This window comes from Streptomyces sp. NPDC001220 (genome assembly GCF_053597895.1).
Genome location: NZ_JBSFJE010000018.1, coordinates 208,309 through 234,850, shown reverse-complemented (window position 1 = coordinate 234,850; position 26,542 = coordinate 208,309). Strand labels below are relative to the sequence as shown.

Annotated in this window: 23 protein-coding genes; 17 read left to right on the top strand and 6 right to left on the bottom strand. The window is 71.1% G+C overall.

All coding sequences use genetic code 11. The features are described from left to right. Window positions 1-350 precede the first annotated feature (350 nt). From ACWDGI_RS36135 to ACWDGI_RS36120, 4 genes are all read left to right on the top strand, one after another. A complete protein-coding gene (locus tag ACWDGI_RS36135; RefSeq protein WP_450766453.1) occupies window positions 351-1,226 on the top strand; it encodes a helix-turn-helix transcriptional regulator in 876 nt (291 codons plus the stop codon). Window positions 1,227-1,351: 125 nt separating this feature from the next. Then, a complete protein-coding gene (locus ACWDGI_RS36130) occupies window positions 1,352-2,191 on the top strand; it encodes an SDR family NAD(P)-dependent oxidoreductase (RefSeq protein ID WP_450766451.1) in 840 nt (279 codons plus the stop codon). 126 nt (window positions 2,192-2,317) lie between these two features. Continuing rightward, entirely contained in the window at window positions 2,318-3,100 is a 783-nt protein-coding gene (locus ACWDGI_RS36125; RefSeq protein ID WP_450766449.1) for an SDR family oxidoreductase, read from the top strand. Window positions 3,101-3,260: 160 nt separating this feature from the next. Next, entirely contained in the window at window positions 3,261-3,596 is a 336-nt protein-coding gene (locus ACWDGI_RS36120) for a hypothetical protein (RefSeq protein WP_450766447.1), read from the top strand. A gap of 51 nt (window positions 3,597-3,647) precedes the next feature. Here ACWDGI_RS36120 and ACWDGI_RS36115 read toward each other — a convergent pair whose 3' ends face one another. Beyond that, on the bottom strand, window positions 3,648-6,575 hold the full coding sequence (locus tag ACWDGI_RS36115) for an alpha-L-rhamnosidase-related protein (protein ID WP_450766445.1): 2,928 nt from the start codon (window positions 6,573-6,575) through the stop codon (window positions 3,648-3,650). Window positions 6,576-6,928: 353 nt separating this feature from the next. Between ACWDGI_RS36115 and ACWDGI_RS36110 the strand changes: the two genes are divergently transcribed. Next, window positions 6,929-8,932, top strand: a complete 2,004-nt coding sequence (locus ACWDGI_RS36110) for a glycoside hydrolase family 76 protein (protein ID WP_450766443.1) — start codon at window positions 6,929-6,931, stop codon at window positions 8,930-8,932. Between the two features lie 194 nt (window positions 8,933-9,126). Here the strand turns inward: ACWDGI_RS36110 and ACWDGI_RS36105 are convergent, their stop codons facing one another. Both ACWDGI_RS36105 and ACWDGI_RS36100 read right to left on the bottom strand, forming a co-directional pair. Then, entirely contained in the window at window positions 9,127-10,518 is a 1,392-nt protein-coding gene (locus ACWDGI_RS36105) for an amidohydrolase family protein (RefSeq protein WP_450766441.1), read from the bottom strand. Between the two features lie 55 nt (window positions 10,519-10,573). Then, window positions 10,574-11,335, bottom strand: a complete 762-nt coding sequence (locus tag ACWDGI_RS36100) for an Atu4866 domain-containing protein (RefSeq protein WP_450766439.1) — start codon at window positions 11,333-11,335, stop codon at window positions 10,574-10,576. A 271-nt stretch (window positions 11,336-11,606) separates the two neighbouring features. Here ACWDGI_RS36100 and ACWDGI_RS36095 point away from each other — a divergent pair, with 271 nt between their 5' ends. The 4 genes from ACWDGI_RS36095 (at window position 11,607) to ACWDGI_RS36080 (ending at window position 14,342) form a co-directional block, all read left to right on the top strand. Next, a complete protein-coding gene (locus ACWDGI_RS36095; protein WP_450766465.1) occupies window positions 11,607-11,897 on the top strand; it encodes an Atu4866 domain-containing protein in 291 nt (96 codons plus the stop codon). A gap of 213 nt (window positions 11,898-12,110) precedes the next feature. Next, window positions 12,111-12,650: a MarR family winged helix-turn-helix transcriptional regulator gene (locus ACWDGI_RS36090; RefSeq protein ID WP_450766437.1), complete on the top strand. Its 540-nt coding sequence runs from the start codon at window positions 12,111-12,113 to the stop codon at window positions 12,648-12,650. A gap of 19 nt (window positions 12,651-12,669) precedes the next feature. Next, window positions 12,670-13,575 (top strand): sugar phosphate isomerase/epimerase family protein, encoded by a 906-nt coding sequence (locus tag ACWDGI_RS36085; protein WP_450766435.1) that lies wholly within the window; start codon window positions 12,670-12,672, stop codon window positions 13,573-13,575. Beyond that, on the top strand, window positions 13,572-14,342 hold the full coding sequence (locus ACWDGI_RS36080; RefSeq protein WP_450766433.1) for an IclR family transcriptional regulator: 771 nt from the start codon (window positions 13,572-13,574) through the stop codon (window positions 14,340-14,342). The genes ACWDGI_RS36085 and ACWDGI_RS36080 overlap by 4 nt, the downstream gene beginning before the upstream one ends. 30 nt (window positions 14,343-14,372) lie before the next feature. Here ACWDGI_RS36080 and ACWDGI_RS36075 read toward each other — a convergent pair whose 3' ends face one another. Next, a complete protein-coding gene (locus tag ACWDGI_RS36075) occupies window positions 14,373-15,803 on the bottom strand; it encodes a carboxylesterase/lipase family protein (RefSeq protein WP_450766431.1) in 1,431 nt (476 codons plus the stop codon). 293 nt (window positions 15,804-16,096) lie between these two features. Between ACWDGI_RS36075 and ACWDGI_RS36070 the strand changes: the two genes are divergently transcribed. From ACWDGI_RS36070 to ACWDGI_RS36050, 5 genes are all read left to right on the top strand, one after another. After that, a complete protein-coding gene (locus ACWDGI_RS36070) occupies window positions 16,097-17,404 on the top strand; it encodes a Rieske 2Fe-2S domain-containing protein (protein WP_450766429.1) in 1,308 nt (435 codons plus the stop codon). Next, window positions 17,401-18,354, top strand: coding sequence for a PDR/VanB family oxidoreductase (locus ACWDGI_RS36065; protein ID WP_450766427.1), 954 nt, complete (start codon window positions 17,401-17,403; stop codon window positions 18,352-18,354). Before ACWDGI_RS36070 ends, ACWDGI_RS36065 begins: the two co-directional genes overlap by 4 nt. Before the next feature lie 39 nt (window positions 18,355-18,393). After that, the gene (locus ACWDGI_RS36060) at window positions 18,394-18,627 is read left to right on the top strand and encodes a hypothetical protein (RefSeq protein WP_450766425.1); all 234 of its coding nucleotides are present in this window, start codon (window positions 18,394-18,396) and stop codon (window positions 18,625-18,627) included. Window positions 18,628-18,802: 175 nt separating this feature from the next. Next, a complete protein-coding gene (locus tag ACWDGI_RS36055; protein WP_450766423.1) occupies window positions 18,803-19,831 on the top strand; it encodes an LLM class flavin-dependent oxidoreductase in 1,029 nt (342 codons plus the stop codon). After that, the gene (locus ACWDGI_RS36050) at window positions 19,828-20,349 is read left to right on the top strand and encodes a flavin reductase family protein (protein ID WP_450766421.1); all 522 of its coding nucleotides are present in this window, start codon (window positions 19,828-19,830) and stop codon (window positions 20,347-20,349) included. Before ACWDGI_RS36055 ends, ACWDGI_RS36050 begins: the two co-directional genes overlap by 4 nt. Before the next feature lie 34 nt (window positions 20,350-20,383). Here ACWDGI_RS36050 and ACWDGI_RS36045 read toward each other — a convergent pair whose 3' ends face one another. Next, on the bottom strand, window positions 20,384-20,917 hold the full coding sequence (locus ACWDGI_RS36045; RefSeq protein WP_450766420.1) for a GNAT family N-acetyltransferase: 534 nt from the start codon (window positions 20,915-20,917) through the stop codon (window positions 20,384-20,386). A 234-nt stretch (window positions 20,918-21,151) separates the two neighbouring features. Between ACWDGI_RS36045 and ACWDGI_RS36040 the strand changes: the two genes are divergently transcribed. Further along, window positions 21,152-21,892 carry a 3-oxoacyl-ACP reductase family protein gene (locus ACWDGI_RS36040; protein ID WP_450766418.1) on the top strand — a complete coding sequence of 247 codons (741 nt, stop codon included), beginning with the start codon at window positions 21,152-21,154 and terminating at the stop codon, window positions 21,890-21,892. A 102-nt stretch (window positions 21,893-21,994) separates the two neighbouring features. Here ACWDGI_RS36040 and ACWDGI_RS36035 read toward each other — a convergent pair whose 3' ends face one another. Continuing rightward, window positions 21,995-22,639 (bottom strand): GNAT family N-acetyltransferase, encoded by a 645-nt coding sequence (locus ACWDGI_RS36035; protein ID WP_450766416.1) that lies wholly within the window; start codon window positions 22,637-22,639, stop codon window positions 21,995-21,997. Window positions 22,640-22,911: 272 nt separating this feature from the next. On the opposite strand from ACWDGI_RS36035, the gene ACWDGI_RS36030 reads away from it, so the two are divergent. Together ACWDGI_RS36030 and ACWDGI_RS36025 are read left to right on the top strand one after the other, a co-directional pair. Then, window positions 22,912-24,609, top strand: a complete 1,698-nt coding sequence (locus ACWDGI_RS36030) for a stealth family protein (protein ID WP_450766414.1) — start codon at window positions 22,912-22,914, stop codon at window positions 24,607-24,609. 15 nt (window positions 24,610-24,624) lie between these two features. Further along, the gene (locus ACWDGI_RS36025) at window positions 24,625-26,472 is read left to right on the top strand and encodes a stealth family protein (protein WP_450766412.1); all 1,848 of its coding nucleotides are present in this window, start codon (window positions 24,625-24,627) and stop codon (window positions 26,470-26,472) included. Window positions 26,473-26,542: the final 70 nt, after the last annotated feature.

Sequence of the window (26,542 nt, the reverse complement as noted above, 5' to 3'; positions counted from 1 at the left end):
TACACAGGCCATCGCCCACGATCCAGGGCCACGCTCCCACGCTCCACCACGACACGACTACCCGGGCTGAGTCACAAGATCGTGTTACGAGCTCAAAGGCGTCCCATTGCTCATGCGGCAAGACTAGATGGATTTCGCCCCGTGAGAAGTGCAGGGCGTCCAGTATCACGTGAGGTCGCGCGTTCGTCGCGGAGGGTGATTCCGTGCCGGGGGTGCCGGAGGGGGGAGGCGAGCGAGACGTCAGGGCCGTGGTCCGGCATCGCCGTGCGCCGTGGAGTCCGTAATCCTGGGTGTAATGCACCCACCGTCGGCGGGACTATTCCGGGCGTTCTCCGCCTAGCCTCGAATGCATGGACAACGACACGTACCTCGGCTCGGTGGAAGGGCTGGGTCGGTTTCTCCGCGCCCGCAGAGAACGCCTGAGCCCCATGGCGGCGGGGCTGCCCGCCGCCGGTCGGCGACGCGTGCCCGGGCTGCGGCGCGACGAGGTCGCGACGCTCGCGGGGGTCAGCCCGAGCTACTACAGCCGGCTGGAACAGGGCCGTGAGGACAGTCCGTCGCCCCGGGTCCTCGAGGCCATGGCCCGGGTGCTGCAACTCGGGGACGAGGACAAGCGGGAACTCTTCCGGCTGGCCCAGCCGGCGGCCCGCCGTACGAAGGCGCCCGGCCGGGTCGAGCGGGTCCGGCCGCACCTGCGCCGGCTGATCGAGAGCTGGACCACGACACCTGCCTTCATCATCGGGCACGCCCAGGACCTGCTGGCCACCAACGCACTGGCCGACGCCCTCTACCGCGACTTCGCGGAGCAAGACAACGTCCTGCGCATGCTCTTCCTGGACCCCGCCGCGAAGACCTTCTACCGCAGCCCGGAACGGGCCAGGCACCGGGCGGTCGCCGACCTCCAGCAGACCGCCGCGAGCACCCCGGAGGACCCCCGCATCCTGGAGCTGGTCGGAGAGCTGTCGGTGCGCAGCGGCGAGTTCCGCGCGCTGTGGGCACGCGAGTACACCAGGGTCCCGCCCTACGAGATCAAGCAGGTCCACCACTCCGTCGTGGGAGACCTGGAGCTGCGGCACGAGGCCCTGAACATCCGCAGCGTCCCGGGACAGCAGCTCGTCATCCTGCAGGCCGAGCCGGGCTCCCCGTCCGCCGACGGACTCGCCCTGCTGGGCTCCGTCGGCGCGCCCGAGGTGCCGCACCAGCAGGACCCCGCACGCGGCACCTGAGCCTCATCCTGGGTGCAGGACTCCCAGGAAAACGGCTGCCTTCATATCGGCGCGGAGGAGGGACAGACTCGAATACGTCAACAGGAAATCCCCCTCGGGGGAAATCGACGAAAGAGGTTTTTCCCATGGCTACGTGGTTTGTCACCGGCGCCTCCCGCGGAATCGGCGCGGAAATCGCCCGTGCGGCTCTGGCAGGCGGCAACAATGTCGTGGTCGCCGTGCGAAATCCGGAGCGTGTACCGGACGATCTGAAGAGTTCCGACAAGGTGTTCGCGGTCGCCCTGGACGTCACGGACAACGACAGCATTCCGCAGGCGGTCGAGGCCGCCGTGGAGCGGTTCGGCGGCATCGACGTCCTGGTGAACAACGCCGGCCGCGGTCTGCTCGGCGCGCTGGAGGAGATCAGCGACGCGGAGGCCCGGTCGCTGTTCGACCTCAACGTCTTCGGCCTGATCAACGTCACCCGCGCGGTGCTGCCCGTGATGCGCAAGCAGGGCTCGGGCCGGCTGGTGCACATCGGGTCCCGCTCCGGCTTCGAGGGCGAGCCTGGCGTCAGCCTGTACTCCGCCTCGAAGTTCGCCGTCGCCGGCATCAGCGAAGCGCTCTCCGCCGAAATGGCGCCGTTCGGCATCCAGTCGATGGTCGTCGAGCCGGGCGTCTTCCGCACCGACTTCCTGGACGCCAGCTCCCTGTCGGTGGCCGGGAACCGCATCAGCGACTACGACGACACCCCCGCGCACGTGACGCTCGACTGGATCGACCAGGCCAACCACGCCCAGCTCGGCGACCCCGTCAAGGGCGCCGCCCTCATCGTCGAGGTGGCCTCCGCCGAGAAGCTCCCGACCCATCTCTACCTGGGGCGCGACACCCTGGAGCGGCTCGACGTCAAGTACCGCCAGGTGCAGGACGACCTCGCCCCGTGGCGCGAGAAGTCCGCGGCCACCGCGCACGACGACGCCGCCTGACGCTCCGCCGGGTGCCCGATGCGTCCGGGCCCCCGCACGCCGGCCCGGCTCTCCCCACACCGCACGGGCCGACGCCTTCCGAACCCTCTGCCTTCCGAACCCCACGATCAAAGAGATTGAGGTTTTGTGATGTCTGCTGCCCTGCTCACCGGTACCCCCCTCACCGGCCGTGTCGCCGTCGTCTCCGGCGCCTCCAGCGGCATGGGTGCCGTCACCGCCGAGCGCCTCGCCGAACTCGGCGCCACCGTGGTCGTACTGGCCCGTCGCAAGGAGCGTCTGGACGGCGTGGTCAAGAACATCGAGGCCGCCGGCGGCACCGCGCTCGCCCTGGCCGTCGACGTGACCGACCGCGCCGCCGTCCAGGGCGCCGCCGACCAGGTCGCCGAGCGCTTCGGCAAGGCCGACCTCGTGTTCAACAACGCCGGTGTCCAGCTGATCTCCGGCATCGAGGAGCTCAAGGTCGACGACTGGCAGCGTCAGATCGACCTCAACATCGGCGGCCTGATGAACGTGATCGCCGCGTTCGTCCCGCACCTGACGGAATCCGCCGCGGCGGGCAAGGCCGCCGACCTGATCAACACCTCGTCGATCGCGGCCACCCGCATCCTGACGAAGTTCTCCGTCTACTCCGGCACCAAGGCGTACATCAGCCACCTCACCCGGCTGCTGCGCGTCGAGCTCGGCCCCAAGATGGTCCGGGTGGCCACCATCGAGCCCGGCATGGTCGACACCGAGCTGCCCGACCACGTCACCGACCCCGACGCGTCCAGGCTGATGGCCGACCTCATCCACGACATCGACGTCCTGCAGAGCGCCGACATCGCCGAGACCGTCGCCTTCATGGCCGCCGTCCCGCGCCACGTCAACCTCACCGAGATCACCATCCTGCCCACCGCCCAGGCCGTCTGACGTCCGTTCCGGCGTGGCGGGGGAGAGCAGCGCGGCGCTGTTCTCCCCCGCCACGCCTCCGTCGCCGGAGAGGAGCCGGGCGGACCGCAGGCCCGGCGGCACCTCTGAGGCTCCTCAAGTCGCTTGGTGTGCGCAGGACATGACCGTCAGGCTGATCCTCATGACAGGAATCACGGGACTGAGCAAGAAGAACACCTTCGTGCTGGCCATCAGGGACGCGGACATGGTCGCGGCGGCCCTGCGCCAGGCACTGGCGGAGGCCTCGCCGGAGGAACGCCCGGGCCTGGAACGCGCGGTCGCGCTCGTGGAGTCCACCGCCTCCGCCACCGAGGCCGGGCTGCGCGCCCGCTGGGTCCGTGGCCGGCTGGCGGCCGTCGGTTTCACCGGGGACATCACCTCGGTCGCCGCCGTGAAGGCGCTGCGACAGGCGGAGCCGGGGCTGAGCCTGCTCGCGGCGGTGCAGCTGCAGAGGGATGCGGCGGCGCACCCCGAGTGAATCCGGCAGCCCGCCCCGCGCCCGGGCGGGCTGCCGGAGGCGCCGTACCGCTCAAGGGGTGAGGTAGCAGCCCTTCCGGACGCCCGGCAGCGGGTCGGTGCCGCCGAACGCCACCGTCGTGCAACCGGTTCCGCCGGTGAACGTCCGGTAGACGAAGGTGCCCCGCGCGCCGTAGGCCACGGTCCGCTGCCCGCCGAAGGCGCACGTCCCGTTCTCGTCCGAGCAGTTCGTGGCATACCCGGCCGGGCCGCCGGTGGCGGTGTAGCACGCTTTCGACTCGCCGGGGATCGGGTCGCCGAACGTCGCGTCGGTGCACGGGGTGTCGCCGGTGGCCCTGAGCGTGGTGAACGCACCGAACGCGCCGTACGTCACCGGCTGTCCGGCGGCGGCCGCGCAGGTGCCGTTCTGGTCCGCGCATTTGCTCCAGCCGCCGGCCGGTGCCCCGGCGGACGGCAGGTAGCAGGACTTGGCGACGCCGTCGACGGGATCGCCGAAGTGGGCGTTGGAGCAGGTGACGGAACCGTTGGTGACCTGGTGCGCGAAGTCGCCGTTCGCGCCGTAGACGACGTCACGGTTGTAGCCGGGCACGGCGCAGGTGCCGTTCTCGGCCGCGCAGACGGTGTAGCCGGGGGGACCGCCCGCGTCGGCGACGTAGCAGGACTTGACGAGATGCGGCGCCGGGTCGCCGCCGAAGGAGTCGCTGGTGCAGGCGGTGCTGCCGGTCACCGTCTTGTACGTGTACGTCCCGGCGCCGTAGGCCACCGAACGGGTGCCGCTGAAGGAGCAGCTGCCGCCCTCGCCCGCGCACCGGGTGTAGCCCGCGCGCAGCGCGCCGGTGGTGGCCGGGTCGGCGGATGCGGCCGGGTCGCCGAGGCCGGTGGCGGTCACGGTGTAGCTGCCCGGCGCGACGCCGGTGAGGTAGACGTAGGTGTCGTCCTGGCTCGCGCCGGTGATGCCGGGGGCGGGCGTGAAGGATCCGCCGCGCCAGACGACGGTGCCGTTCACGGAGACCGAGACGTCGCCGCCGAGCTTCGGGACGCCGATCCGGCCGCTGGTGCCGGACGGGCTGGTCAGCCGCGCCGAGTAGGTGCCGGCGGCGGGGTCGCGAGACCAGGACGCGCTGACGGCGCCCTGGGGCAGGGTGACGCGGCCCTCGGCGCTGGTCAGGTCGCCGGGGTGCGGGACGAAGCGGTAGGCGCCGGCCGCCGACTCGGGTGCCGTGCCCAGCACGTCGAAGGTGAGCGTGGAGGTGGGCGCGGTGGACCAGCCGTGGGCCAGGCTCATGAACGAACCGCCGTAGGCGAGACCGCCGTCCGCCTTGACGCCCTCCCAGAAGGTGCTCTTCGTGCCGATGTCGCTGTCGAGCATGTGACCCCAGGTACGCCGGATCTGGTCCAGGGCGGTGTGGTCGTCGTTCGCCGTGAAGCGGGCGTTGAGTTCCATGCCGCCCGCGAAGGGCGAGACGTTGCCGCCCCATTCGGGGGTGGTGGGGCCGTACGCGCCCCAGTTCTTCCCGAGCCCCGCGAGGACGCTCCTCGCCTTGGCCGCGGAATCGGTCAACCCGTACCAGACGGCCAGGGAGTTGCCGTCCTGCGGGTACAGACCGCTGGTGGGGTTGTCCTTGTACATGCCCTTCGCGGCGTCCCACAGACGGGAGTTGGCCGCGGCCCTGATCGCGTCCGCCCTGCCGGTCCAGCTCGCGGCGAGCGCCGTGTCGCCCTCGGCGGAGGCCAGGGTCGCACCGCCCCTGAGCGCCGCGTAGAGCAGGGCGTTGGCGGAGATGTTCTCACCGCCCTGTCCGACCCGGGCCCAGTCCTGGGTGCGGGTCACGTCGAGCAGGTTGTTGCCGTCGATCTTGCCGGTGATGAAGGCCATCCCGCGCTTGTAGTCGGTCCACACCGAGTCCAGCCACGTCCGGTCGGCGGTGTACGTGTAGTACGTCGACGTGCCCAGCAGCGTCCAGGTGTGGTACGTGTCCGAGCCGGTGAGGTTGAACGGCGGCCCCGACCAGGGGATTTCGCCCGCCGCCGACTGCGCGTCGTACATCGTCGTCAGGGCGTTGCGGGTCGAGGTGAGGTCGCCCGAGTACGCGTACTGCGTGGGTACGGCGATGCCCATGTCGCCGGGCCACACCGTGCGGTCGCGCTTGGCGCCGTCGACCAGGACGGAGTCACCCGCGCCGACGGTCGCGCCGTTGTCCCACGCGGCGGACGGCGGGGGCCAGGCGCGGCCCTGGTTCGAGGCGATCGTGTCGAGCTGCACCGTGTAGGCCCCGGCGTACCAGATGCGGTTGAGCAGGTCGTCGCTGGAGTGGAAGTAGTTGGGGTAGTCGGCCGGGTCGGACTTCCCGGGCGCGGCCGTGAAGCCGAGGCTGACGCCCTTGAGGTCGACCCAGCCCGAGGTGTCGAGGAAGACGGTCAGGTAGCGGAAGCCGCCCCGGAGTTGGGCGGTGGGCACGGTGTAGCTGCCGCCCGCGGAGGCCGTGGCGTAGAGGGCCCCGTCCTCGCCGTCGCGGCCGCTGCTGCGGTCGCTGTTGTTGCCGGCGTACAGGGACGACTCGCTGAAGGCCAGACCGACCCGTTGGCCGCTGTCGCTCACGCTCCCGAAGGACAACGTTGTCACACCGCCGACCTCCTTGCCGAAGTCGAGCGTGACGGCCGACTGGGAGCCGGAGATCCGGGTCGGCTGTCCGCTCAGTACGTTCTGCGGGTTCGCGACGCCGCCGGAGGTGCGGTAGACGGCGGTCGGCCTGACGGTGCGTGAGGTCGGCGAGTAGTTTTGCGGGTCGGCTGCCGCCGTCCGGACGCCCGCCGGGGGCGCCACGGCGGATGCCGGTGCGACGGTGCCGGCGGCCGAGGCCGGGCCCGCGGTGAGCGCGCCCGAGGCCGGGCCCGCGGTGAGCGTGGCGGCCGCGACGACGGCGAGGCCGAGCAGATGATGCCGGCCCGGCGGTCCGTTCCGCGGGGAGCGACGGCGCATGGAGACCTCCTGGGTGGGGGTGCGGGTGCCTGGGGAACACCGTTGCTGAAACGATTCAAATCCGTGCCGCACGAAGCCCGTTGTCTGTGATGGCAGTTGGACGCACGAGGAGCCTCGCCGAAGTTCCACCGATGATGGGCGCCCGGAAACAGGGTGTCAACCCGTCATGGCCACCTCTCAAGTCCACGGGAACGGAGCCTCCTTGTGGCATTGACAGGGCCCCGCCAAGCCGGTTCACTGCCTCGCAGACAGGTATGGACCAGTGCTCGAATCCGGCCCGGCTCGACAGAGCCCCAGGCCCCCGTCACGCGCGTCGACCGTCGTCCCCCATCGTGAAATCGAGGCGAGTCCCGGTGTCCTCACGCAGCTCAGACATCGTTGTCATAAAACGCCTTCTCGGCATCCTGCCGGCGGTCGCGCTCGCGTTCGCCGCCCTGGTCCCGGCCGCGACCCCCGCGACCGCCGCGACCCCGGTGGCCCCCGTGTCCGCCGCGACCCCCGTGTCCGCCGCGACCGCCGCGACCCCCGCGACCCCCGCGTCCGCCGCGACCCCCGTGGCCCCCGGGGCCCCCGTGTCCCCCGCGACCCCCGTGTCCCCCGTGTCCGCCGCGACTCAGGTCTGCGTGCTGGCCTGCGACACGCTCGACCCCTCGCGGGCCCGGCAGGAGACCTTCCCGGTACCGGACAAGGACCTCAACGGCCGCCGCCTGGAACTGCACGTGTCCGACGCGGACGACATGGCGTGGGCCAGCATCGACGACGGCGTGACCGGGGACTCGGTGTGGCTGGACCGCTCCTGGGACGGCGGCGCCACCTGGGAGGGACTGCTCGGCAAGGCGAGCATCCCGGGCACCTGGACCGGCACCAGGACGCTGATGTACAACATCACCGACCCCCGCGACCACCGCCGGGGGCTGGTCCGGGCCTGCGGTGACGCGGCAGGCGTGGGCTGCACGAACTGGGTCTACCCCACCGTCTGCGACACCCTCTGCGACGGCACGGGCGCGGGCCAGGCGGCCGGCGACGACCAGCCGGTACCGTCCACCACCCTCTACGGCCGCACGATCCGGCTGCACGTCGACCAGCGGAACTCGATGGCCTGGGCGAGCATCGACACCGGTGGCGCCGGTGACGAGATCTGGCTCGACCGCTCCTGGGACGGCGGCTCGACCTGGCCGGACGGTTCCTCCCTCGGCCGTACCAGCACCCCGTCCGGAGCCACCGGCACCCGTACCGCGATGTACGCCACCCGTGACCCGCGCGGCCTCCTCTACGGCGGCGCGGTCCGCGCCTGCGGGCGGGAGGCGAGCCACAACGAGGGCAGCTGCACCGCCTGGGTCAGGCCCGCGCCGACCCGGGCGCGTGCGGCGGCGGACGCGCTGATGGCGTCCTACGACCCCTACAACGGCTGGTGGCCGAGCAGTTGGTGGAACTCGGCCGCCACGCTCACCTCCCTCATCGACTTCGCGAGGACCACCGGCACGCACGACTACGACTGGGTCGTCGCGCGCACCTTCGACCAGAACAAGGGCGTCTTCGCCGCCGGGGTGCGCAGCTCGGACGCGATCGAGGGCGACTTCATCAGCCGGTCCATCGACGACTCGGGCTGGTGGGCCATCGCCTGGATCGACGCGTACGACTACACCCACGACGCGCGCTATCTCGACGAGGCCGTCACCATCGCCGACTACGTCCAGCAGTACTGGGACACCGGCACCTGCGGCGGTGGCGTGTGGTGGGACCGTGAGCGGACCTACAAGAACGCGGTGACGAACGGGCAGTACCTGTGGCTGACCACCGCACTGCACCAGCGCATCCCGGGCGACACCGTGTGGCTCCAGCGGGCGAGGACGTCCGCCGCCTGGTACCGGGCCAGCGGGATGATCGGCTCGTCGGGTCTGGTGAACGACGGCCTGACCTCTTCGTGCGCCAACAACGGCTCCACCGTGTGGAGTTACAACCAAGGGCTGGCCATCGGCGGCTTCACGGAACTGTGGAGGTCCACCGGGGACAGCTCGCTGCTGACCACCGCGCGAACCCTGGCCGACGCCGCGGTCGGCCGTCCGGCGCTGACCGTCGGCGGAGTGCTCACCGAGTCCTGCGACGTCGGCTCGGCCTCCTGCGACGACAACCAGAAGCAGTTCAAGGGCATTTTCATGCGGAACTTCGCCGACCTGGCGACCGCCACCGGCTCCAGCACCTACCGGAGTTACGTGCAGAAGCAGGCGGACACCCTGTGGGCACAGGACCGGACCTCCCTCAACTCATTCGGCGAGCGCTGGGCCGGCACCAGCCCGAACCAGACCGACTGGCGGACCCAGGCCAGTGCCCTCGGAGCGCTCACCGCCGCCGGGTGAGGACGGAACCGGTCGGCGCCGGGGCGCACTTCGGGCCTGGCCGCAGACGGGTCCTGCACGGGCGCAGGGGCTCGTCCGGGGAGCACGCCGACGGCGACGACGGCGATCAGTTCCAGGCTTGCCATGGCGGATTCCTTCGCTGTGCGTACGTGCGGGGCCGAGCGGCCTGGGACCGCGCGACGGGGCGGGGGCTTTCAGACGGCCGGGGTGTTCAGCACGTACTCGCGCGAGGCGTGCACCTCGGAGCGCAGGGCGGCCAGGTTGACGTCGAGGACCTGTCCGTCCCACTTGCGGGGCTCGCCGTTGACGAGGACGGCGCTGATGTTGCGGGCGTCGGAGCCCAGCACGATCGTGCCGATCGGGTCGTTGAGGGGCATGTTGTTGAGGTCCTCGGCCCGGATGACCAGCAGGTCGGCCTTCTTGCCCGGGGTGAGTGAACCGGTGACACCGGCCAGGCCGTTGGTGCGGGCGCCCTGGAGGGTGGCGAAGTCGAGGACGTCGTGGGTGGTGATGCGGGAGGGCTGCCGGTCGGTGCCGTAGGCGGCGTTGACCGCGCGCATCCGCTGGATGGCGTGCAGGGCCCGCATCTGGGTGAACATGTCGCCGGCCAGGGCGACTTCGACGTCGATGCTCAGTCCGGGGCGGATGCCGACGGACAGCGCCTCGTCGACTGCGGGGACCGCGGTCTCCAGGCCGATCTGGGCGTCCGAGGTCGGCGCGAGGGCCACGGTGGTGCCGGACTCGCCCATCGCCTGCCACGCCTCGGGGGTCAGCCCGGTGGAGTGGATGAGGGTGACGTCGGGGCCGAGGACGCCGTCCTTGGCCCAGCGCAGGACCGCGTCGGAGGACGCGGTGCCGAAGACGGCGTCCACGCTCACCCCGATGCCCAGTTCCCGGGCGGCACGGGCGAGTTCGGGGCCGTAGGCGAGGGCGGGTCCGGCGATCTCGTCGGTGGCCAGGGCCGCCAGGCGCAGGGTGAGCAGCTGGTCGTCGCTGCTGAAATAGCGGTCCTTGAGGCGGGCGAGGTCGCCGGGCCACTGCCGGTCCCAGTCGCCGAAGTGCGGGCCCATGGAGGCGTGCACGCCGCGGATACGGGTGTCGAGCAGCGCCTGGACGGCGGCGTCGGAGTGGTCGCGGGTACGGGAGTTGTGGGAGAAGTCGAGCATGGTCGTGATGCCGCTGTCGATCGCGGTCAGGGCGGCCAGTCTGGTGCCGATGTACATGTCCTGGGGCCGGTAGACCGTGGCGTAGCCGGCCAGGGTGGCCCTCACATAGCCGCCGAGGTCGTCGACGTCCGGCATGATCCGGCGCAACTGGGCCTCCCAGGCGTGCCGGTGGGTGTCGACGAAGCCGGGGGCGAGGACCGTGCCGGTGGCGTCGACGACCACGGCGTCGGCCGCGTCGAGACGGCGGCCGACGGCGGTGATCGTGTCGCCCTCGACGAGGAGGTCGCCGCCGTCGAGGACACCGAGACCGGGGTCCATGGTGACGACGGTCGCGCCGGTGAACAGGATGCGCCGCCGGTCGGCGGGCCGGCGCCGGAGCTCTTCGAGTACGGCGGCGCTGCTGGTGTCGTCGAGGTTCACGAGGGGTCTTCTTTCGGTACGGGGAAGAGGGCGGGGGAGGACGGCAGGAGGGAGGTCAGCCGAGCTTCATGACGTAGCCCGCGTGGTGGAGTTCGTCGCCCCGGAACTCGCCGTAGGCCCAGAAGCCGAGGTCGTCCAGGTAGTCGATACGGTCGCCGTCGACCCAGTACCGGCCCTGGTAGGCGTGCGGGCGCCCGCCCCGGGTCTCGTCGTAGCGGCCGTCGGCGGTGAGTTCCTGGTGCAGGAAGTCGTTCCGGTCGGTCCAGACGCCGACGCGCGGGCTGCCGGTCAGGTCCGCCGCTGCCGGGACGCCCGTCTCGGGCGCGGCGGCCCGGCCGGGGACGCCGGTGCCGGCCCACAGGACCGGGTGCCCGGCCGCGACGAGCGCGCGGACCTGGTCCGGCCGGGTCAGGAGGGTGGCCACCGCACCCGGCACGTCGTCGGCGAGTTCGTCGGGCACCACCAGGAAGTCCGCGGCGTTGCCCGGTGCCAGTGCCGCGACGTACTCGCAGCGCCGGCCGCGGCCGCCGGCCAGCGCCACGGTGTCCATGACGGCGGGGACGATGGTCATGCCGGTGCTGTCGACGACGATGGCGTTGTCGTCCCCGGCCGCGGTGACGATGCCCGGGCCGACCCCCACGATCAGCTCGCCGACGAACAGGATGTCGGCGCCGACCATGGCCCCGATCAACGGGTCCGTCGTCAGGATCCGGGCATTCGTGAACAGGACGGGACGCCCCTCGTCGTTCGAGAGGATCGCGCCGAGGGCCTCGGCGTTCCAGCTCACGGTGTCGGCGTCGGTGAGGGTGATGGTCATTGCGTGCTCCTCGATGGAGTCGCCCCGTCGGTGCGTGCGCTGCGGGAGTGAGCGTCGACGCGAAGTCCGAGGCGCGGGTCCGGCGGCCGGGGAAGCCGCCTGACCATCAGGTTCGTCGCGCGGCGGAACCGGAACCAGGCCGCCTTGTCCCTAGGTGTCGGGCACCCACGATCGGGCCGGCTCGCAATGGTGGGTGCGCGGTACCCAGGAAGCCCTCACCTGGGGATACGGCGGCCTGGTCGCCACCGGCCGCCCGGCCGATCGTAGAAACATGACCAGCGACGACACGCCCCGCGACCCGCACCCGTACGTCGGGATGTGGGTCACCGGCGACGGATTCATCCGCCAGGAACTGCTGCCGAACGGCCGCTACGACGAAGCCCGCGGCAACCGCCCGAGCGCCTACACCGGCAGCTACACCGTCACCGGCGACCACCTCGACTACGTCGACGACACCGGCTTCACCGCCACGGGTGACGTCCGTGACGGCGTTCTCCACCACGAGCACCTGGTGCTCTACCGCGAGGGCGGCACTCCGCACGGCTCCGTCGACGAGGGATAGCCGAAGACTTGGTCACGGCCCTCGTGCCGACGGTGCGCTTCGCTTCGGCCGGGGGCGCGCGGCACTCGTCGCCCCGGCCGGGCGGCTCCCGCGCCCGGACCCGGTGACGGCTCGGCGATTGACGTGCGGAGACGTGAAGAGTTAGGCTTCCATGGAAGTTAGCTTCCGAAGAAGTCCGATGCTCGTGGAGCTCGGTCGAGGAGAGTGGTTCCCGTGGCGCTGCGGGCGGACAGGCATTCCCGGGCCGAGGCATCGGAGCTGAGCGAGAACGCCGCTGCCTGGGCAGGCGAACTGCCCGGTCTGGATCTCACGCCTTTCCTGGTTTCCGCCGGGATCCTGCGCCTCGCGCAGCAGGTCGAGCAGGCCTTCACGGCCCTTGCGCGAAGCAGCGGTATCGGGCCCGGCGACCTCCGCGTGCTCCTGGCGCTTCGCAGGTCCCCACCGCAGTACGCGATGAGCCCGACGGCGTTGTTCAGGCGGCTGATGATCACTTCGGGAGCGGTCAGCAAGCAGGTCGACCGCCTCGCCGAGCTGGGGCTGGTCGAACGCGTACCGGATCCCGAGGTCCTGCGCGGGGTGCTGATCAGCCTTCGGCCGGCCGGGCGCACGATCGCCGAGAACGCGATGCGCCGGATCGCGACGTCCTTCTGCGGCCTGGAGCACCTGAGCGCCGCCGAGGCGAGCCGGGCGATCGACGTGCTCGGCGGCTTGCAGCGGACGATGGACGCGGCCGCCACCACGGAGCGGACATGACGGGCGGGGGAGGGAGGCCATGATGCCACTCGACGTTCCCTATGCCGTGAACGCGACCTCGATGCCGCACTCGACGGTCTGGGAAGACATCGAGAACGTGGCCGCGACCGGCGCGCGCGGCCTGGGACTCTGGGAGCGCAAGCTGGTCGGCGTCTCGGACGCGGAGGTCGCGCACCGGATGCGTGCGGCCGGGATCTCCGCGACCTTCTGCGTGCCGACCGTCAACTGCGTTCTTCCCTCCCAGATCGACCCTCCCGGCGCGCCCCAGGACATCCTGGCCAGACGCGACCTCATCTGCGCGAGCATCGAGCGGCTCGCGGCGTTCGGGCCGGAGGTGATCACGATCGCCCCTGGGGCGTCCGGAGACCCCGACAGACCGGCGGGTCCGCCGGCTGCTCTCCTCGAGGTCCTGCCCGACATCGCGGACGCCGCCGCGGCCTGCGGCGTCCGTATCGGGCTGGAGCTGCTGGCCCGGCGGCGAGGCTCGGCGGTGCCGTCGATGCGCGAGTTGGTCGACCTCGTCGACGCCGTGGGCCGGGACAACGTGGGGATCATGTTCAGCGTCTTCCACAGCTGGTCGGAGCCCGGGCTGCACGAAGACCTGCGCCGGTACGCCTCGCGGATCAACAGCGTCCAGGTCTGCGACATCCGCGATCCGGAGCGATGCGCGTTCGATCGTGAGCTTCCCGGAAGGGGGCGAGGCGTCGCACCGGAGATCATGGCCACTCTCATCGAGGCCGGGTACTGCGGATGGTGGGAGCTGGAGATCTTCTCCGACGACGGAACCTACGGCACGGTACTCCCGGACTCCTACTGGGCCATGCCGCCGCGGCGTTTTCTGCGCCAGGCGCGAGAAGCCTTCGACCGGACCCACGCGGCGGCTCTCGGCATCCTGGCGAACCGGGAAGGCCCGAGGACGCGATGACCATGCCCGAGGACATCCCCGAACGCTCGCTGCCCAGACGCATCTTCGGCCTCCTCGACATCGTCGCCACGGCCCCGCACCCCCTGACGCTGAGTGAGATCGCACGCCGCGCCGGCCTCCCGGTCTCCACGGTCCACCGCTTGCTGGGCGAACTGCTGCAGAGCGCTGTGCTGGTGCGCACGGCGGCCGGCCGGTACCAACTCGGGATGCACATCTGGCGCCTCGGCGCCGCCGCGCCCTGGGAGCGGGAGCTGCGCAGAGCCGCGGCGGCGCACCTGCACGCCCTGGCGCGCCGCACCGGCGCGGGGGTGGCACTGGCGACACTCAGCGGCGACCGCCTGGTGTGCCTCGACACCATTGCCGCCCCCGGCGTCGGCCTGGTTCTCGCCGCTTCCGGCGACGAACTCCCCCTGACGGCCACGAGTGCGGGAAGAGCACTGCTGGCGACCACGGCACGGGACCGGCTGGGCAGCGTGCTGAGCGGACCGCTGCCGCGCCTGACCCCCTTCACTCTCGTGGCCCCGCACCTGCTGGTGGCGCAAGTGGAACGTGCCCGCCGGAACGGCTACGCGACCGCACACAACGAAGCGGCCGCCGGCCAGGCTTCCCTCTCGGTCGAGGTGCCTACCGGGCCGGACCGCGCGCCGATGGCGCTGACCGTGCTGACGCCCGCGCCGCACCACGCGCTCATGCGGATGCTGCCCCCGCTTCGGGCGGCCGCCACCGCCATCTCCGCCGCCGTGGCGTCCCCGCACCCCCAGGCCTGACACGGCCCCGCTGCCGGCCCGGCTTCCGCCTCACAGGAACCGCTGTACGTAGGCGTCGCCGGGCAGCCAGGGGCGCCACGGGTGTTCGGCGCTCGCCGGGGCACCGGTGTGGAGGAAACGGGACATCGCTCGCTGCAACGTGGCGGACAGGTCCGGCGCCCGGACGTCGCGTGCGTAGAGCACGGCGAACTCGGAAGCGGTGAAAGTGCCGAACAGCAGAGGGATCTCGACGGTGTGAGTCGCGCCGAGCCGACCGTCCCAGGCCGGGCTGGGATGCGCGTACCGGGCGCGGAACACCCTCGAACCGGCCGCTGCCGCACGGCCGGCCCACTGGTCGGCCGGCACGGTGTACAACTGCTCGGTGATGACCGCCGCCGCCGCGGTGCTCGGCGTCTCGGCGTGCCGAACCGCAGCCGCGTACCGCTGCGCGACTGCCGGCCCCAGCATCGCGGTGAGTACCGAGACGGCCTTGTCCCGGCTGACGTCCTCGGGCCATCGGTCGTCCACGAAGAAGAAGGTTCCCTCGTCCGCCGTGGTCGTGATCAGGGTCGGACGCCCAGGTGCGGCGGACTGCAGATCGGCGAGCGGACCTGCCAGCCACCCGGTGGCGGTCGGCCAGAAGCGATGTTCGGCGGCGATGTCCCGGGTCGCGGAGAGGATGCGCGCACCGGGCACGGCCACCAGTTCGGGCACCCGGACGCCGAGCCGGGACGCCAACGCCTCGACCGCACGCTCCGAAGCCGCCGGTGACTGCGGAGCCGGGACGCCGCTGTGCAGCACCACCTGGGCGAAGAGGTGGCCGTACGCGGGTGCCAGGGACAGCAGGGCGACGCACATCGCTCCCGCGGACTCACCGCCCAGCGTGACGCGCCCCGGGTCACCGCCGAACGCGGCGATGTTCTCGTGCACCCATTCGAGTGCCGCCACGAGATCGCGCAGGCCGAGGTTGGCCGTGTCCGCACCCGCACCCGCCTCCGCACTCGCCGTGTCCGCCCTCAGCGAATCGTGGCAGGCGAAGCCCAGGGCACCCAACCGGTAGTTGACCGTCACGACCACGGCCGACGCCGCCTCCGCGAGCGACGCGCCGCGCAACGCGGGCACGGAACCCGCCCCGTTCACGAAGGCGCCGCCGTGCACCCAGACCAGTACCGGAAGGCCGGACGGCGCGTCTGCCGGTGTCCACACGTTGAGGCTCAGGCAGTCCTCGTCGGTGGCTCCGGGATCCCCCTGCAGCAAGCGGGCGCGGGCACTCCCGGGTTGCAGGGGCGCCGCACCGAACCGGGTGGCATCGCGCACGCCGCCCCAGGCGGGGGCGGGCCCCGGCGGCAGGAACCTCCGTGGCCCGACGGGCGCCGCCGCATACGGGATGCCGAGGAACTCGTCGACGGTTCCCGTGCGACGGCCTCGCAGACGGCCGGTGCGCACGTCGATCTCGACCGAATCCCTGGGCGTAACTCTCATGTCTCGGCTCCCAGCCGGCTACGAGCGGGCCCGACGTCCTGACCGGCCACCGCTCCTCCTCGAACAGGCCGTCCGGCGTTGAACGGGCCGTCCGGCGTTGAGCCTGTCAGCCAACGCCCTCGTCCCAGGGCTCGGCAAGCAAGGTTTTCCGCCTCGCGGGAAACGGGACCGGGCCCGCCGGGGCCGTTGACATCGGCCGAATCCGCACTTAGCTTCCAGGGAAGTTAACTTCCATGGAAGTAGCCGCGTGGGCGGCCACAACGGGGGACCACCAGCGACGAAAGGACCCCAGCATGCTCACCACCGAGGAGAACGAGATCCTCACCCGCGTAGGACCCGACACCCCCATGGGCCGCATGATGCGCCGGTTCTGGTTCCCGATCTGCACCTCCGCCCAACTCCCCGCGCCCGACAGCGACCCCCTGCGCACCAGCCTGCTCGGCGAGAAGCTCGTCGTCTTCCGTGACTCCTACGGCCAGGTCGGCGTACTGGAAGAGCTGTGCATGCACCGCGGCGTCTCCCTGGCCCTCGGCCGAGTCGAAAAGGGCGGCATCCGCTGCCTCTACCACGGCTGGAAGTTCGCGGCGGACGGCACCGTTCTCGACACTCCCAACCACTGCAACGCCCGCTTCCGCCAGCGCGTGAAGGCCCCGGCCTTCCCCGTCCACGAGGCCGGCGGACTGGTGTGGACCTACATCGGTCCCAAGGACCAGCAGCCGCCCTTCCCTCATTACGCGTTCATGGACGGCCCGGCCGAGCACCGCGCCGTGATCCGGCTCAACACGCCGGCCAACTACCTCCAGCTCTTCGAAGGCGGCGTCGACAGCTCACACGTCGGCATCCTGCACAGCGACCAGGCCAATCCGACGTGGATGGACGACCGGTTCACCGCTCGCGACGACGAGGACTTCAACCCCGGCGCCCTGGCCAGCGGCGACAACGCGCCCGCCATCGACGTCGAGGACACCGCCTTCGGCTTCCACTACGTGGCCAAGCGGCAAGGACCCCCCGCCGCGGACGGCTCGCCCACCCACAGCATCCGCGTCACCCCGGCCATCCTGCCCGTCACCCGCATCATCCCCGCCCCCGCCTTCCAGTTCTTCGTCTTCGAAGTCCCCCAGCACGACACGGTCACCAGCACCTACATCGTCGCCCACGGTCCCAAGCCCATCGACCGCGCCGAGATCATCCGCATCATGGGTCTCAAGGAACCGTTCTGGAACGACGAGGACTGCGACTTCCGCGCCACCTGGGCCGACGGACTCGGCCAGGACCGCTCCCGGATGACCACCGACTGGACCGGCTTCGACGGCATCGAACAGGAAGACGCCATCCTCGCCATCAGCATGGGCCCCATCCTCGACCGCAGCAAAGAACACATGGTCGCCGCCGACCGCGCCGTCATCCACCTCCGCGCCCGCCTCCTCGAATCCGTCCGTCACCACGAAGAAGGCCACGACCCGATCGCCCACGGCATCGGCCTCACCGGCGTACGGTCACTGCCGGACACGGTGATCGCAGCCGACGACCGCTGGCAGGACCTGGTCCCGGGCAACGTCGATGCCGGCACGACCACCACGGCGGAGACCACGCAATCATGATCAACACCGTCGTGCGCAGCACACGCCAGGCCGCCGACGGCGTGCGGCTTCTCGAACTCGCACCGGTCGACGGCGGCCCGCTCCCCGCGTTCGCCGCCGGCGACCACATCGACGTCGAACCGGCGCCCGGACTGACCCGCAGCTACTCCCTGCTCGGCGCCCCGGGACCGAACCCGTCGTCCTACCAGATCGCGGTGGCTCTCGACCCGGCGAGCAGGGGAGGCTCTCGCGCTGTCCATGAGTCCGTCCAAGCCGGCTCTCGCCTGGTGATCAGCGCGCCGGTCAGCGATTTCCCCCTCACCGAAACCGCCCCGCACAGCGTCCTGATCGCCGGTGGCATCGGCATCACCCCCATCCTGAGCATGGCCCGCCGGCTCACCCGGCTCGACGCGTCCTGGGAGGTGCACTACGCGGCTCGCTCACGCCACACCGCCCCGTTCCTCCCCGAGTTGACCGCCCTTGCCGCATCCGGCGCCGGCCACCTGCGGACCTACCTCGCCGACGAGGACGGGCCACGCACACTCAAGATCACCTCTCTGGTGGCCGACACCCCTGGCGCAGCCCACCTCTACTGCTGCGGACCGGCTTCGATGCTGGCCGACTTCGAGGAGGCGACCCAGGGACTCGAACCGGAACGCGTGCACCTGGAACGGTTCCGGGGAGACCCGCCGACCGCCTTCGGCCGAGGCTTCACCGTGGAACTCGCGCGATCCGGCAAGACCCTCCACATAGCCCCCGACGAGACCATCCTCGACGCGGTGCTCGACGCGGGTGTCGACGTCGGCTTCTCCTGCATGGAAGGCATCTGCGGCTCCTGCCGCACGCCCGTGCTCTCCGGGGAACCCGAGCACCACGACACCGTCCTGACACCGCAGGAACGCGCCGCCGCCGACACCATGTTGATCTGCTGCTCCGGCGCCAGAGGCACGCGCCTCGTCCTCGACCTCTGACCACACCACCCCAGACCGCCACCACCACAAGGGGAGCAGATGAACACCGACGGATGGATCTGCTCGGTACTCGATCGCGCCAGCGCCCAACTGCTCGCCCTCGAGTACCTCGGCGTCCACCCCACCGAACTGCGGGTCAGCAGTTCCGTCTACCGCAGCCTCCTGCGGTTGCGGCACCGCGAGCTGACCGACGGCAACCCCCTCCTCGTCCTCGGCACCCCGGTCACCGAGGACCCCCGGCTCACCGCCGACGCCTTTCTTCTCCGGCCGTGAGCGCCCGGCCTGTCACAGACCTCCCCCCGAGAACTCCCCCAGCACGCCGGTGAATTCGGTGACCTGACCGAGTACTTGCCGTTTCCCACCGGGCGGGAAGGTTCGCTCGGTCCTTTCCCGGACCCCTGACAGGCTGGCAGCAATCCGAACGCATCACCAAAGGACCCGGAACACCATGACATTCAGCTTCGGAATCTTCGACTCCTTCGATCTGGGTGACTCCACTCCCGGTCAGGTCATCGCGGACCGCCTCGACTTCGCCGTCGCCGCCGAGAACGCCGGCATCGAGCACTACCACGTGACCGAACACCACGGCACCACGCTGTCGGTATGCCCGTCGCCCAACCTGTTCCTTGCGGCGCTCAGCCAGCGCACCGCCACGATGCGGTTCGGCGCCCTCGTGCACGTCCTGCCCGCCTACGACCCACTGCGCCTCACCGAGGAGATCGCCACCCTCGACCAGATGAGTCACGGGCGACTCGACGTCGGCGTCGGCAGCGGGGTCAGCCCCTACGAGCTGGCGTTCTTCGGCGTCGCCTCCGATCAGGCGCGCGCCCTCCACACGGAGACACTGGAGGTCCTCACGCAGGGGCTGAGCACCGGTCGCATCGACCACCGCGGCCGCCTGCTGCGGGACTACGACGTCGAGCTGTCCATAGGCCCCGTCCAGCGTCCCCACCCCCCGCTGTGGTACGCGTCGAGCAACACCAGGACGGCGGAGTGGGCGGGCGCCAACAACGTGAACTTCGTCGGCCGATGGAACGGCGGCGAGTTCCCCGCGGCCGCCGAGACCTACTGGCGCGCCTGGCGCGACCGCCAGGAGACCACGCCGGACAGCACACCGCCGCGCGTGGGCGTAGCCGCCGGCGTCTACATCGCCGAAAGCGACCAGGAGGCACTGGCGCGCTACACCAAGGCGAACGACGTCTTCGCCCGTCAGGTGACCAAGCTGTGGCACCAGCACGGCGACCACCGGCTCGACGGCTTCGCCGACGCCGAGGACGCCGTGCGCCAGGGCACGGCACTGATCGGGTCAGCCGCGACGGTCCGCGATCTGCTCGTGGAGCAGGTTCAGCAGGCTGCGGTCAACTACTTCGAGGCGACACTGGCGTTCGGGGACCTGACTCCCGAAGAGGCCAGGGCCAACCTGGACGCGTTCGCGACGACCGTCATGCCCGCCGTGCGCGAAGCGGCCGCCCGATGAGCGCGCCGGCTCGGGCACGGGCCGGCGGCCCCGCCGCCTTCCGTTCCGTCCTCGGCACCTTCTGCACCGGAATAACCGTCATCACGGCGCTGGGACCCGATGGACCGCTGGGCTTCTCCTGCCAGTCCTTCGCCTCGCTGTCCCTCGACCCACCGCTCATCCTGATCAGCCCTTCCAGGAAGTCGACGACCTGGCCGAAAATGCGGGAGATCGGGCACTTCTGCGTCAACGTCCTCGCGGAGGAGCACGAGCGGCTCAGCGGACAGATGGCTCGCCCCGGAACCGACAGGTTCGCAGACGTCGAATGGGACACCACCCCCCTCGGCGCACCGCGTCTCGGCGGTGCCCTCGCCTGGCTCGACTGCGCCGTCACCGCGGAGTACGACGGGGGTGACCACACCATCGTCGTGGCCGCGGTCCACGACCTCGGCGCCTCGCCGCACGGCAACCCGCTGCTCTACTACCGGAGCAGGTACGCCGCCCTCGGCCAGGACGGAGAGCGAGCGGGGTCTTCGTGAGGTTCTGGGGTTGATGATCGACGGCCCGGCCGGCTCAGCCCTGGAACTCGGTGAGGTCGATGCTGTGAACGCGCAGTGGATAGCCGTACACCGGGTGCGCCGTCTCTCGTTCCGGCACCATGCCGAGCTTGCGGACGACGTTCTCGGAGGCGTCGTCACCGAGACGGTTGATGCTGATGACGCGGTCGAGGCCACGGTCCTGGAGCGCGAATTCCAGCGTGGCCTGGGCGGCTTCGGATGCGTACCCCTGGCCCCAGAACTGCGAGCCGAGCCGCCAGTTGATCGCCACGGCGGGCAGGACCTCCGGCAGGAACTCGGGCACGGACAGACCCGTGAGGCCGGCGAGCTCGCCCGAGGCGAGCAGCTCGACGGCGAAGAGCCCGAAGCCTTCCTCGTCCCACTCCTCCTCCCACCGCTCGATGGCTTCCGCGGTCTGGTCCAGGTCGCGCACCGAGCCGTCGTCGATCCAGCGCATGACCCGGGGGTCCGCGTCGATGTCCGCCATGGGCACGAGGTCGTCGTCATGCCAGCGACGGAGGAGAAGGCGGGGGGTACGGATCTCGGTCATGGCCCTCATCCTGCCGAAGGCGACGGCCCCATGGGTAATCGACACCAACCCCCAGCGCCGCTCCGGGACGGCCCTGACCTCTGATTTCGCAGAAGCTTCGGGCGGGGGAGAACGCCGGCGCAGGGTGTCCGACGCGAGCGGCACCTGTTCCACGCGGTGTTCGCGACCGACGATCCGAACGCGGGGTCGGTTTCCCGCCAGCCCGCGGTGCCGGTGTCGGCGATGCTCGACGTCATGAACCGACTTGAGGGAAACACGGCCTTGATCACGGGCGGCAGCCGGGGCATCGGCGCCGCTGTGGCATTACGGCTGGCCGAAGAAGGCGCCGACATCGTCCTGACCTATGAGAACAGCGCGGAACGCGCCACCCGGGTGGTGGAGCGGATCAAGGCCGGAGGGCGCCGGGCACTGGCCGTCCATGCCGACAGCGCCGTCCCCGGGGCACTCACCGCCGCGGTGGACGAGGCGGCCGCGACGTTCGGCGGACTCGACATCCTGGTCAACAACGCCGCGGTCTTCCTCGTCGGCCCGCTCGAGGACCTGGGGCCGGCGGAGATCGATCGGACCCTGGCGGTGAACGTCCGGGCGCCGTTCGCGGCGTCCCAGGCGGCAGCGCGTCACATGGGCCGGGGCGGCCGCATCATCAGCATCGGCAGCAATGTCGCCGAGCGTGCGGTCTTTCCCGGACTGGCGCTGTACTCGATGAGCAAGACGGCGCTGATCGGGATGACGAAGGGCCTGGCCCGGGAACTCGGTCCGCGGGGAGTCACCGTCAACCTGGTGCATCCCGGGCCCACCGACACGGACACCAACCCCGCTGACGGGCCGAACGCCGAGGCGATCGCCGGCTTCACGGCTGTGGGCCGCTACGCGGAACCGGCCGAGATCGCGTCCACCGTCGCCCACCTGGCGAGTGCGGACGGCGCGTACATCACCGGAGCCTCGATCCATGTCGACGGCGGCTTCACCGCCTGACCCGCGCTGGTCGAACCGGCGCGGACGCCGCCAGGTCACAGCCCGGCGCTGCCGCCGCAGCCGACGAACCCACCGGAAAGACCACGAAACCGAACCGGCGTACTAGCCGATGCCCAGGACGGGCAGGCACTCCTCGACGCCGGTCAGCTCGATGTCGTCCCGGCGGATCCGCTCCCACGCGTCCCGGGTGAGCCGCCACCGCTGGATGCGCGCGGGCTCACCGCGGCGGGTGTCCCAGTCCGTGCCGTTCGGTTCGTAGCCCAGACCACGGGAAACGCGGTTGGACGCTTCGTTGTCGACGAAGGCGTCGCTGCCGGCCTCGCGTGCGCCCAGCCCGGCGAAGGCCAGCTGCAGGACCGCCGATCTCATCTCCTTGCCGAGCCCCTGTCCGCGGCTGCCGGGGGCCAGCCACGAGAAGCTGGACACCGTGCCGAACCGCGCGAAGTCCCTGCCGATGAGGTCCTGCATGCCGACCGGTTCACCGTCGACGAGCACCGCGAAGTACAGCCGCCACGCATCCGGGCGCACGCGGGCGCGGCCGGCCCAGACGGCGCGCAGCCATCGCCATTCCCGTTCGGGGCTGTCGGCGTAGAACGAGATCGGGTCGTCGAACGGCCACGGTTCGGCGTCGGCGACCCCGGCCCGCACGAGCGGCACGAGACGTTCCAGCAGCTCGTCGGAGGCGCCGGCCAGCGTCAGGCGCGGTGTGCGGACTTCGACGTTCAGCGGGGGATAGGTATGGTCCACGGCCGGACGGTAGCCAGCCTGCCCGGCCGCCGCATCCGGATTTCCCCAGGCGCCGGAGGGGTGCCACCACCGCGTCGCCCGGCCGGGAGACCCCGCTCCCCGCCACCGGTGAGGGTGGGGTCGGTGACTTGTAGCACATACATGTATGAGTGGGGTGTGTGCAAGATCCGTTTTTCCTTAATTCTCTGAGAAAATTTCTACAACCATCTGCCCTAGGTGTCCGTCTGGTTAACGCAAGGCTGTGTAGAGGTTGATGTAGAGGAGCTCAGAACGTGACGGTGCGTTCCTTTGCCCGGCGGGTACGACCGCGAGTCGAGCGGAAGGCCGCCGAGAAGGTGTGGCAGCTGCGTACCCTGCGGCGCCGCCGCAGGGCAGCGGTCACGGACCCGGTGCTCCGCCCGGTGGCGGTGCGCGGCCAGCAGCTCTACGGACGGGTCGTGACCCGGTTCACCGCCGCCGATGCGGCCGCCGCCAACCTCGGCCTGGTCCTCGCCGCGCTGGAGCAGGAGGGCATCCCCTACTTCCTGGTGCCGGCCTCGCGCACCCGCCACACCATCGGCGTGAACGCCCTCGACCGGGAGCGTCTCCTCACCGCCCTCGAGGCGCGGAACGCGGGGAAGGCGGTGTTCATCGGCAGACCGCTGCCCGGCGGAAAGCTCAAGCACCCCGCCCTGTTCATGGACGGTGTCCTGCCGGCCCCGCTGCGTACGGCCCCGGTCCTGCGCGTCGGGGAGAACCTCCTGGGCCCCGCGGGCCAGCTGCTCGCCGGCCCGGAGCTCGCCTGCGACGTCGAGTTCTGGGAGGACGGCGCAGAACTCCTCGCCTCCGACAAGGGCCCCCGGCGCCTGGCCGCGGTCCAGCCGCAGGCGTCCGAGGACATCTTCGCGGAGTCCCTCGTCGCGCCGCGGAACAACGGCATCACGGACGTCCTGCCGGCGTCCGAGCAGAAGCCGGCCATGGTGCGGATCGGCGACCGGGAACTGCCGAGCTTCGCCGCCCTCACCCAGCCGACCGTGAACGACGTGACCTTCCCCGTCGACGTCGTATACACCTGGGTGGACGGCGAGGAGCCGGAGATGCGCGCCAAGCGCGCCCGGTACCAGGAGCGCGGCACCGCCGAGATCCTGGACAAGGAGACCAACGCGTCCCGCTACACCAGCCACGACGAGCTGAAGTACTCACTGCGCTCGCTCGCCATGTACGCCGACTTCGTCCGCCACATCTACGTCGTGACCGACGGCCAGAAGCCGCACTGGCTCGACGACACCGCCCCGGGGATCACGGTCGTCGACCACCGGGACATCTTCCCGGCGGACGTCCTGCCGGTGTTCAACTCGCACGCCATCGAGACCCGGCTGCACCACATCCCCGGACTGTCGGAGCACTACCTCTACTTCAACGACGACGTGTTCGTCGGCCGCCGGGTCACCGCGGAGCACTTCTTCCACGGCAGCGGTCTGATGAAGATCCCGGTGTCCCCGCTCAAGATCGGCGTCGGCAAGCCGCACGCCGAGGAGACGGCGACGAACTCCGCGAGCAAGAACGTCCGCCGGCTGCTGCTGGAGAGGTTCGGGCGGATGACCACGAACAACTTCATGCACACCCCGCTGCCGCAGCAGCGGGAGACCCTGCGGGCCCTGGAGGAGCTCTTCCCGGAGGACATCCGCCGCACCACGGCGTCCCGCTTCCGTTCGCCGCAGGACATCGCCCTGACGGCCCCGCTGCTCTACCAGTACGCGCTGATGACCGGCCACGGCGTGCCGGGCCGGTTCGGCTTCCGGTACGTCAACATCAGCCGCCCGGACGCGGAGGCCCGCCTGGCCGATCTGCGCCGCAACCGCCGCTTCGACTTCTTCTGCCTCAACGACGTCGACGTGCCGCCCGAGGAGCGGGAGCGGGTCGGTCTCCGGATGAGTGAGTTCCTGGAGGACTACTTCCCCTTCGCGAGCCCCTTCGAGAAGCAGGACTGACGGGGGTCGGGGGGCATGGACATCCGTCACCGTTTCACGGCGCCCGCGGGCCTGCGCGCCGCCGGCAGTCTTCTGGTACGCCTGTGGACCTGGGTGTCGGCCAGGCTCTGGGCGCTGCGCACGACCCGGGCCCGGCGACGCCTGCGGGCCGCCGTCCCCGGAACGCGGAGGATCACCCTCGGACCGGCGCGGCTGTACGGCCGTACGGTCGCCGCGTACACCGCCTCGGACGCCGTCGAAGCCGATCTCGAGCGCGTCTGCACCCTCCTGGAAGGGCTGCAGGTCCCGTACTTCCTGGTTCCGTCCGATCACGGGTACGGCGCGCCGCGGCAGATCGTGGGCGTCGAGGAGTCGTACCGCGGCGCGGTCCTCGCCCGGGCCGCCCAGCGTTTCGCGGGTACCGCCGGGTACGTCGGTGCCGTCGGACCGGACGACGCCGTGACGTCCGCGGTGCTGTGGGCCGACGGCAGGCTGCCGCGGGCCCTGCGGCGGGCCGCGGTGCTCCGCACCGGTGTGGTGCGCCTCGGCCCGGCAGGGCAGGTGCTCAGCGGCCTCGAAACGGGGTGCGACATCGAGTTCTGGCGGCACGGCCGGGATCTCGGCGCCGTCCCGGACACGGCCGCGGGCATCGCCCCGGGTACGGCTGCGGGCACCGATCCCGCCTGGCTCACCGTGCCCGGCAGCCGCCTGCCGGACGTCTTCGGCCCGGCGCTCGTCGCTCCGCGCCGCAACCCGGTGGCGGAGGTGCTGCCGGTGGCCGCGCGGCAGCCGGCGGCGGGTCGCCGCCGCACCGTCCCTACGTTCGCCCCGTTCGCCGAGCCGGGCATCGACGAGGTGCTGTTCCCCGTCGACGCCGTGTACACCTGGGTCGACGGGGACGACCCGGCGATGGCCGCGAAGCGCCGCGCCCATCAGGAACACTCCGACAACGTCATCGCTCCGCGCGAGACCGGCGCCTCCCGTTACACCAGCCATGACGAACTGAAGTACGCGCTGCGCTCACTGGAGATGTACGCCGGGTTCGTCCGGCGCGTCTACCTCGTGACCGACTCCCAGATCCCCGCCTGGCTGGACGCGGACGCGGAGGGTCTGACGGTGATCGACCACCGGGACATCCTCCCGGCCGACGCGCTCCCCGTCTTCAACTCCCACGCCATTGAAAGCGGCCTGCACCGCATCCCCGGCCTGTCGGAGCACTACCTCTACTTCAACGACGACGTCTTCATCAACCGCCCGGTGGGCCCCGGGCACTTCTTCCACGGCAACGGCATCGCCCGTATCCCGCTGTCCCCCCTGAAACTCGGGGTCGGCGCCCCGCACCCGCTCGAACCGGCCCCGAACTCCGCCGGCAAGAACGCCCGCGAGGTGATCAGGCGCTTCCACGGCAGACACGTCACGCACAAGTCGCTGCACACCCCGCATCCCCAACTGCTCTCGGTCATGCGGGAGATGGAGAGCCTCGGCATCGAGGAGCTGGAACGGACCGCCTACTCGCGCTTCCGTTCCATCTCCGACGTGGCCCCCGCGTCCACGCTCCACCACCACTGGGCGATGGCGACCGGCCGGGCCGTCCCCGCCGACTACCGCTTCCGCTACGTCCAGCTGGGCACACCGGACATGCGCCGCCGGCTGGCCCGCCTCGCGGCCGGCGAGGACATCGACTTCTTCTGCCTCAACGACGTGGACACGCCCCCGGAGACCAGACCGGCCGCCCAGGCCGCGATCCACGCCTTCCTGGAGCGGAAGTACCCGTTCCCGAGCCGCTTCGAAGGAGCACCCCGCAGTACCGCCCGCCCAGTCCCGTCGCTCACGACGCGAGTCCCCTCCCAGCCGACGCGGGAGGAAGCACAGCGCCGCGAGTGAACCGGCCCGGAAACGGGCCCGGACCCCACCGAGGCCGCCGGCCGCCGAGCGCAACCCGCGCCGGCCGCCG

Bases quoted from the DNA above. Each gene is read 5' to 3' on its own strand.
- ACWDGI_RS36135 (WP_450766453.1), top strand. From the start codon at position 351: ATGGACAACGACACGTACCTCGGCTCGGTGGAAGGGCTGGGTCGGTTT.
- ACWDGI_RS36130 (WP_450766451.1), top strand. From the start codon at position 1,352: ATGGCTACGTGGTTTGTCACCGGCGCCTCCCGCGGAATCGGCGCGGAA.
- ACWDGI_RS36120 (WP_450766447.1), top strand. From the start codon at position 3,261: ATGACAGGAATCACGGGACTGAGCAAGAAGAACACCTTCGTGCTGGCC.
- ACWDGI_RS36115 (WP_450766445.1), bottom strand. From the start codon at position 6,575: ATGCGCCGTCGCTCCCCGCGGAACGGACCGCCGGGCCGGCATCATCTG.
- ACWDGI_RS36100 (WP_450766439.1), bottom strand. From the start codon at position 11,335: ATGACCATCACCCTCACCGACGCCGACACCGTGAGCTGGAACGCCGAG.
- ACWDGI_RS36095 (WP_450766465.1), top strand. From the start codon at position 11,607: ATGACCAGCGACGACACGCCCCGCGACCCGCACCCGTACGTCGGGATG.
- ACWDGI_RS36085 (WP_450766435.1), top strand. From the start codon at position 12,670: ATGATGCCACTCGACGTTCCCTATGCCGTGAACGCGACCTCGATGCCG.
- ACWDGI_RS36080 (WP_450766433.1), top strand. From the start codon at position 13,572: ATGACCATGCCCGAGGACATCCCCGAACGCTCGCTGCCCAGACGCATC.
- ACWDGI_RS36075 (WP_450766431.1), bottom strand. From the start codon at position 15,803: ATGAGAGTTACGCCCAGGGATTCGGTCGAGATCGACGTGCGCACCGGC.
- ACWDGI_RS36070 (WP_450766429.1), top strand. From the start codon at position 16,097: ATGCTCACCACCGAGGAGAACGAGATCCTCACCCGCGTAGGACCCGAC.
- ACWDGI_RS36065 (WP_450766427.1), top strand. From the start codon at position 17,401: ATGATCAACACCGTCGTGCGCAGCACACGCCAGGCCGCCGACGGCGTG.
- ACWDGI_RS36060 (WP_450766425.1), top strand. From the start codon at position 18,394: ATGAACACCGACGGATGGATCTGCTCGGTACTCGATCGCGCCAGCGCC.
- ACWDGI_RS36055 (WP_450766423.1), top strand. From the start codon at position 18,803: ATGACATTCAGCTTCGGAATCTTCGACTCCTTCGATCTGGGTGACTCC.
- ACWDGI_RS36050 (WP_450766421.1), top strand. From the start codon at position 19,828: ATGAGCGCGCCGGCTCGGGCACGGGCCGGCGGCCCCGCCGCCTTCCGT.
- ACWDGI_RS36045 (WP_450766420.1), bottom strand. From the start codon at position 20,917: ATGACCGAGATCCGTACCCCCCGCCTTCTCCTCCGTCGCTGGCATGAC.
- ACWDGI_RS36040 (WP_450766418.1), top strand. From the start codon at position 21,152: ATGAACCGACTTGAGGGAAACACGGCCTTGATCACGGGCGGCAGCCGG.
- ACWDGI_RS36025 (WP_450766412.1), top strand. From the start codon at position 24,625: ATGGACATCCGTCACCGTTTCACGGCGCCCGCGGGCCTGCGCGCCGCC.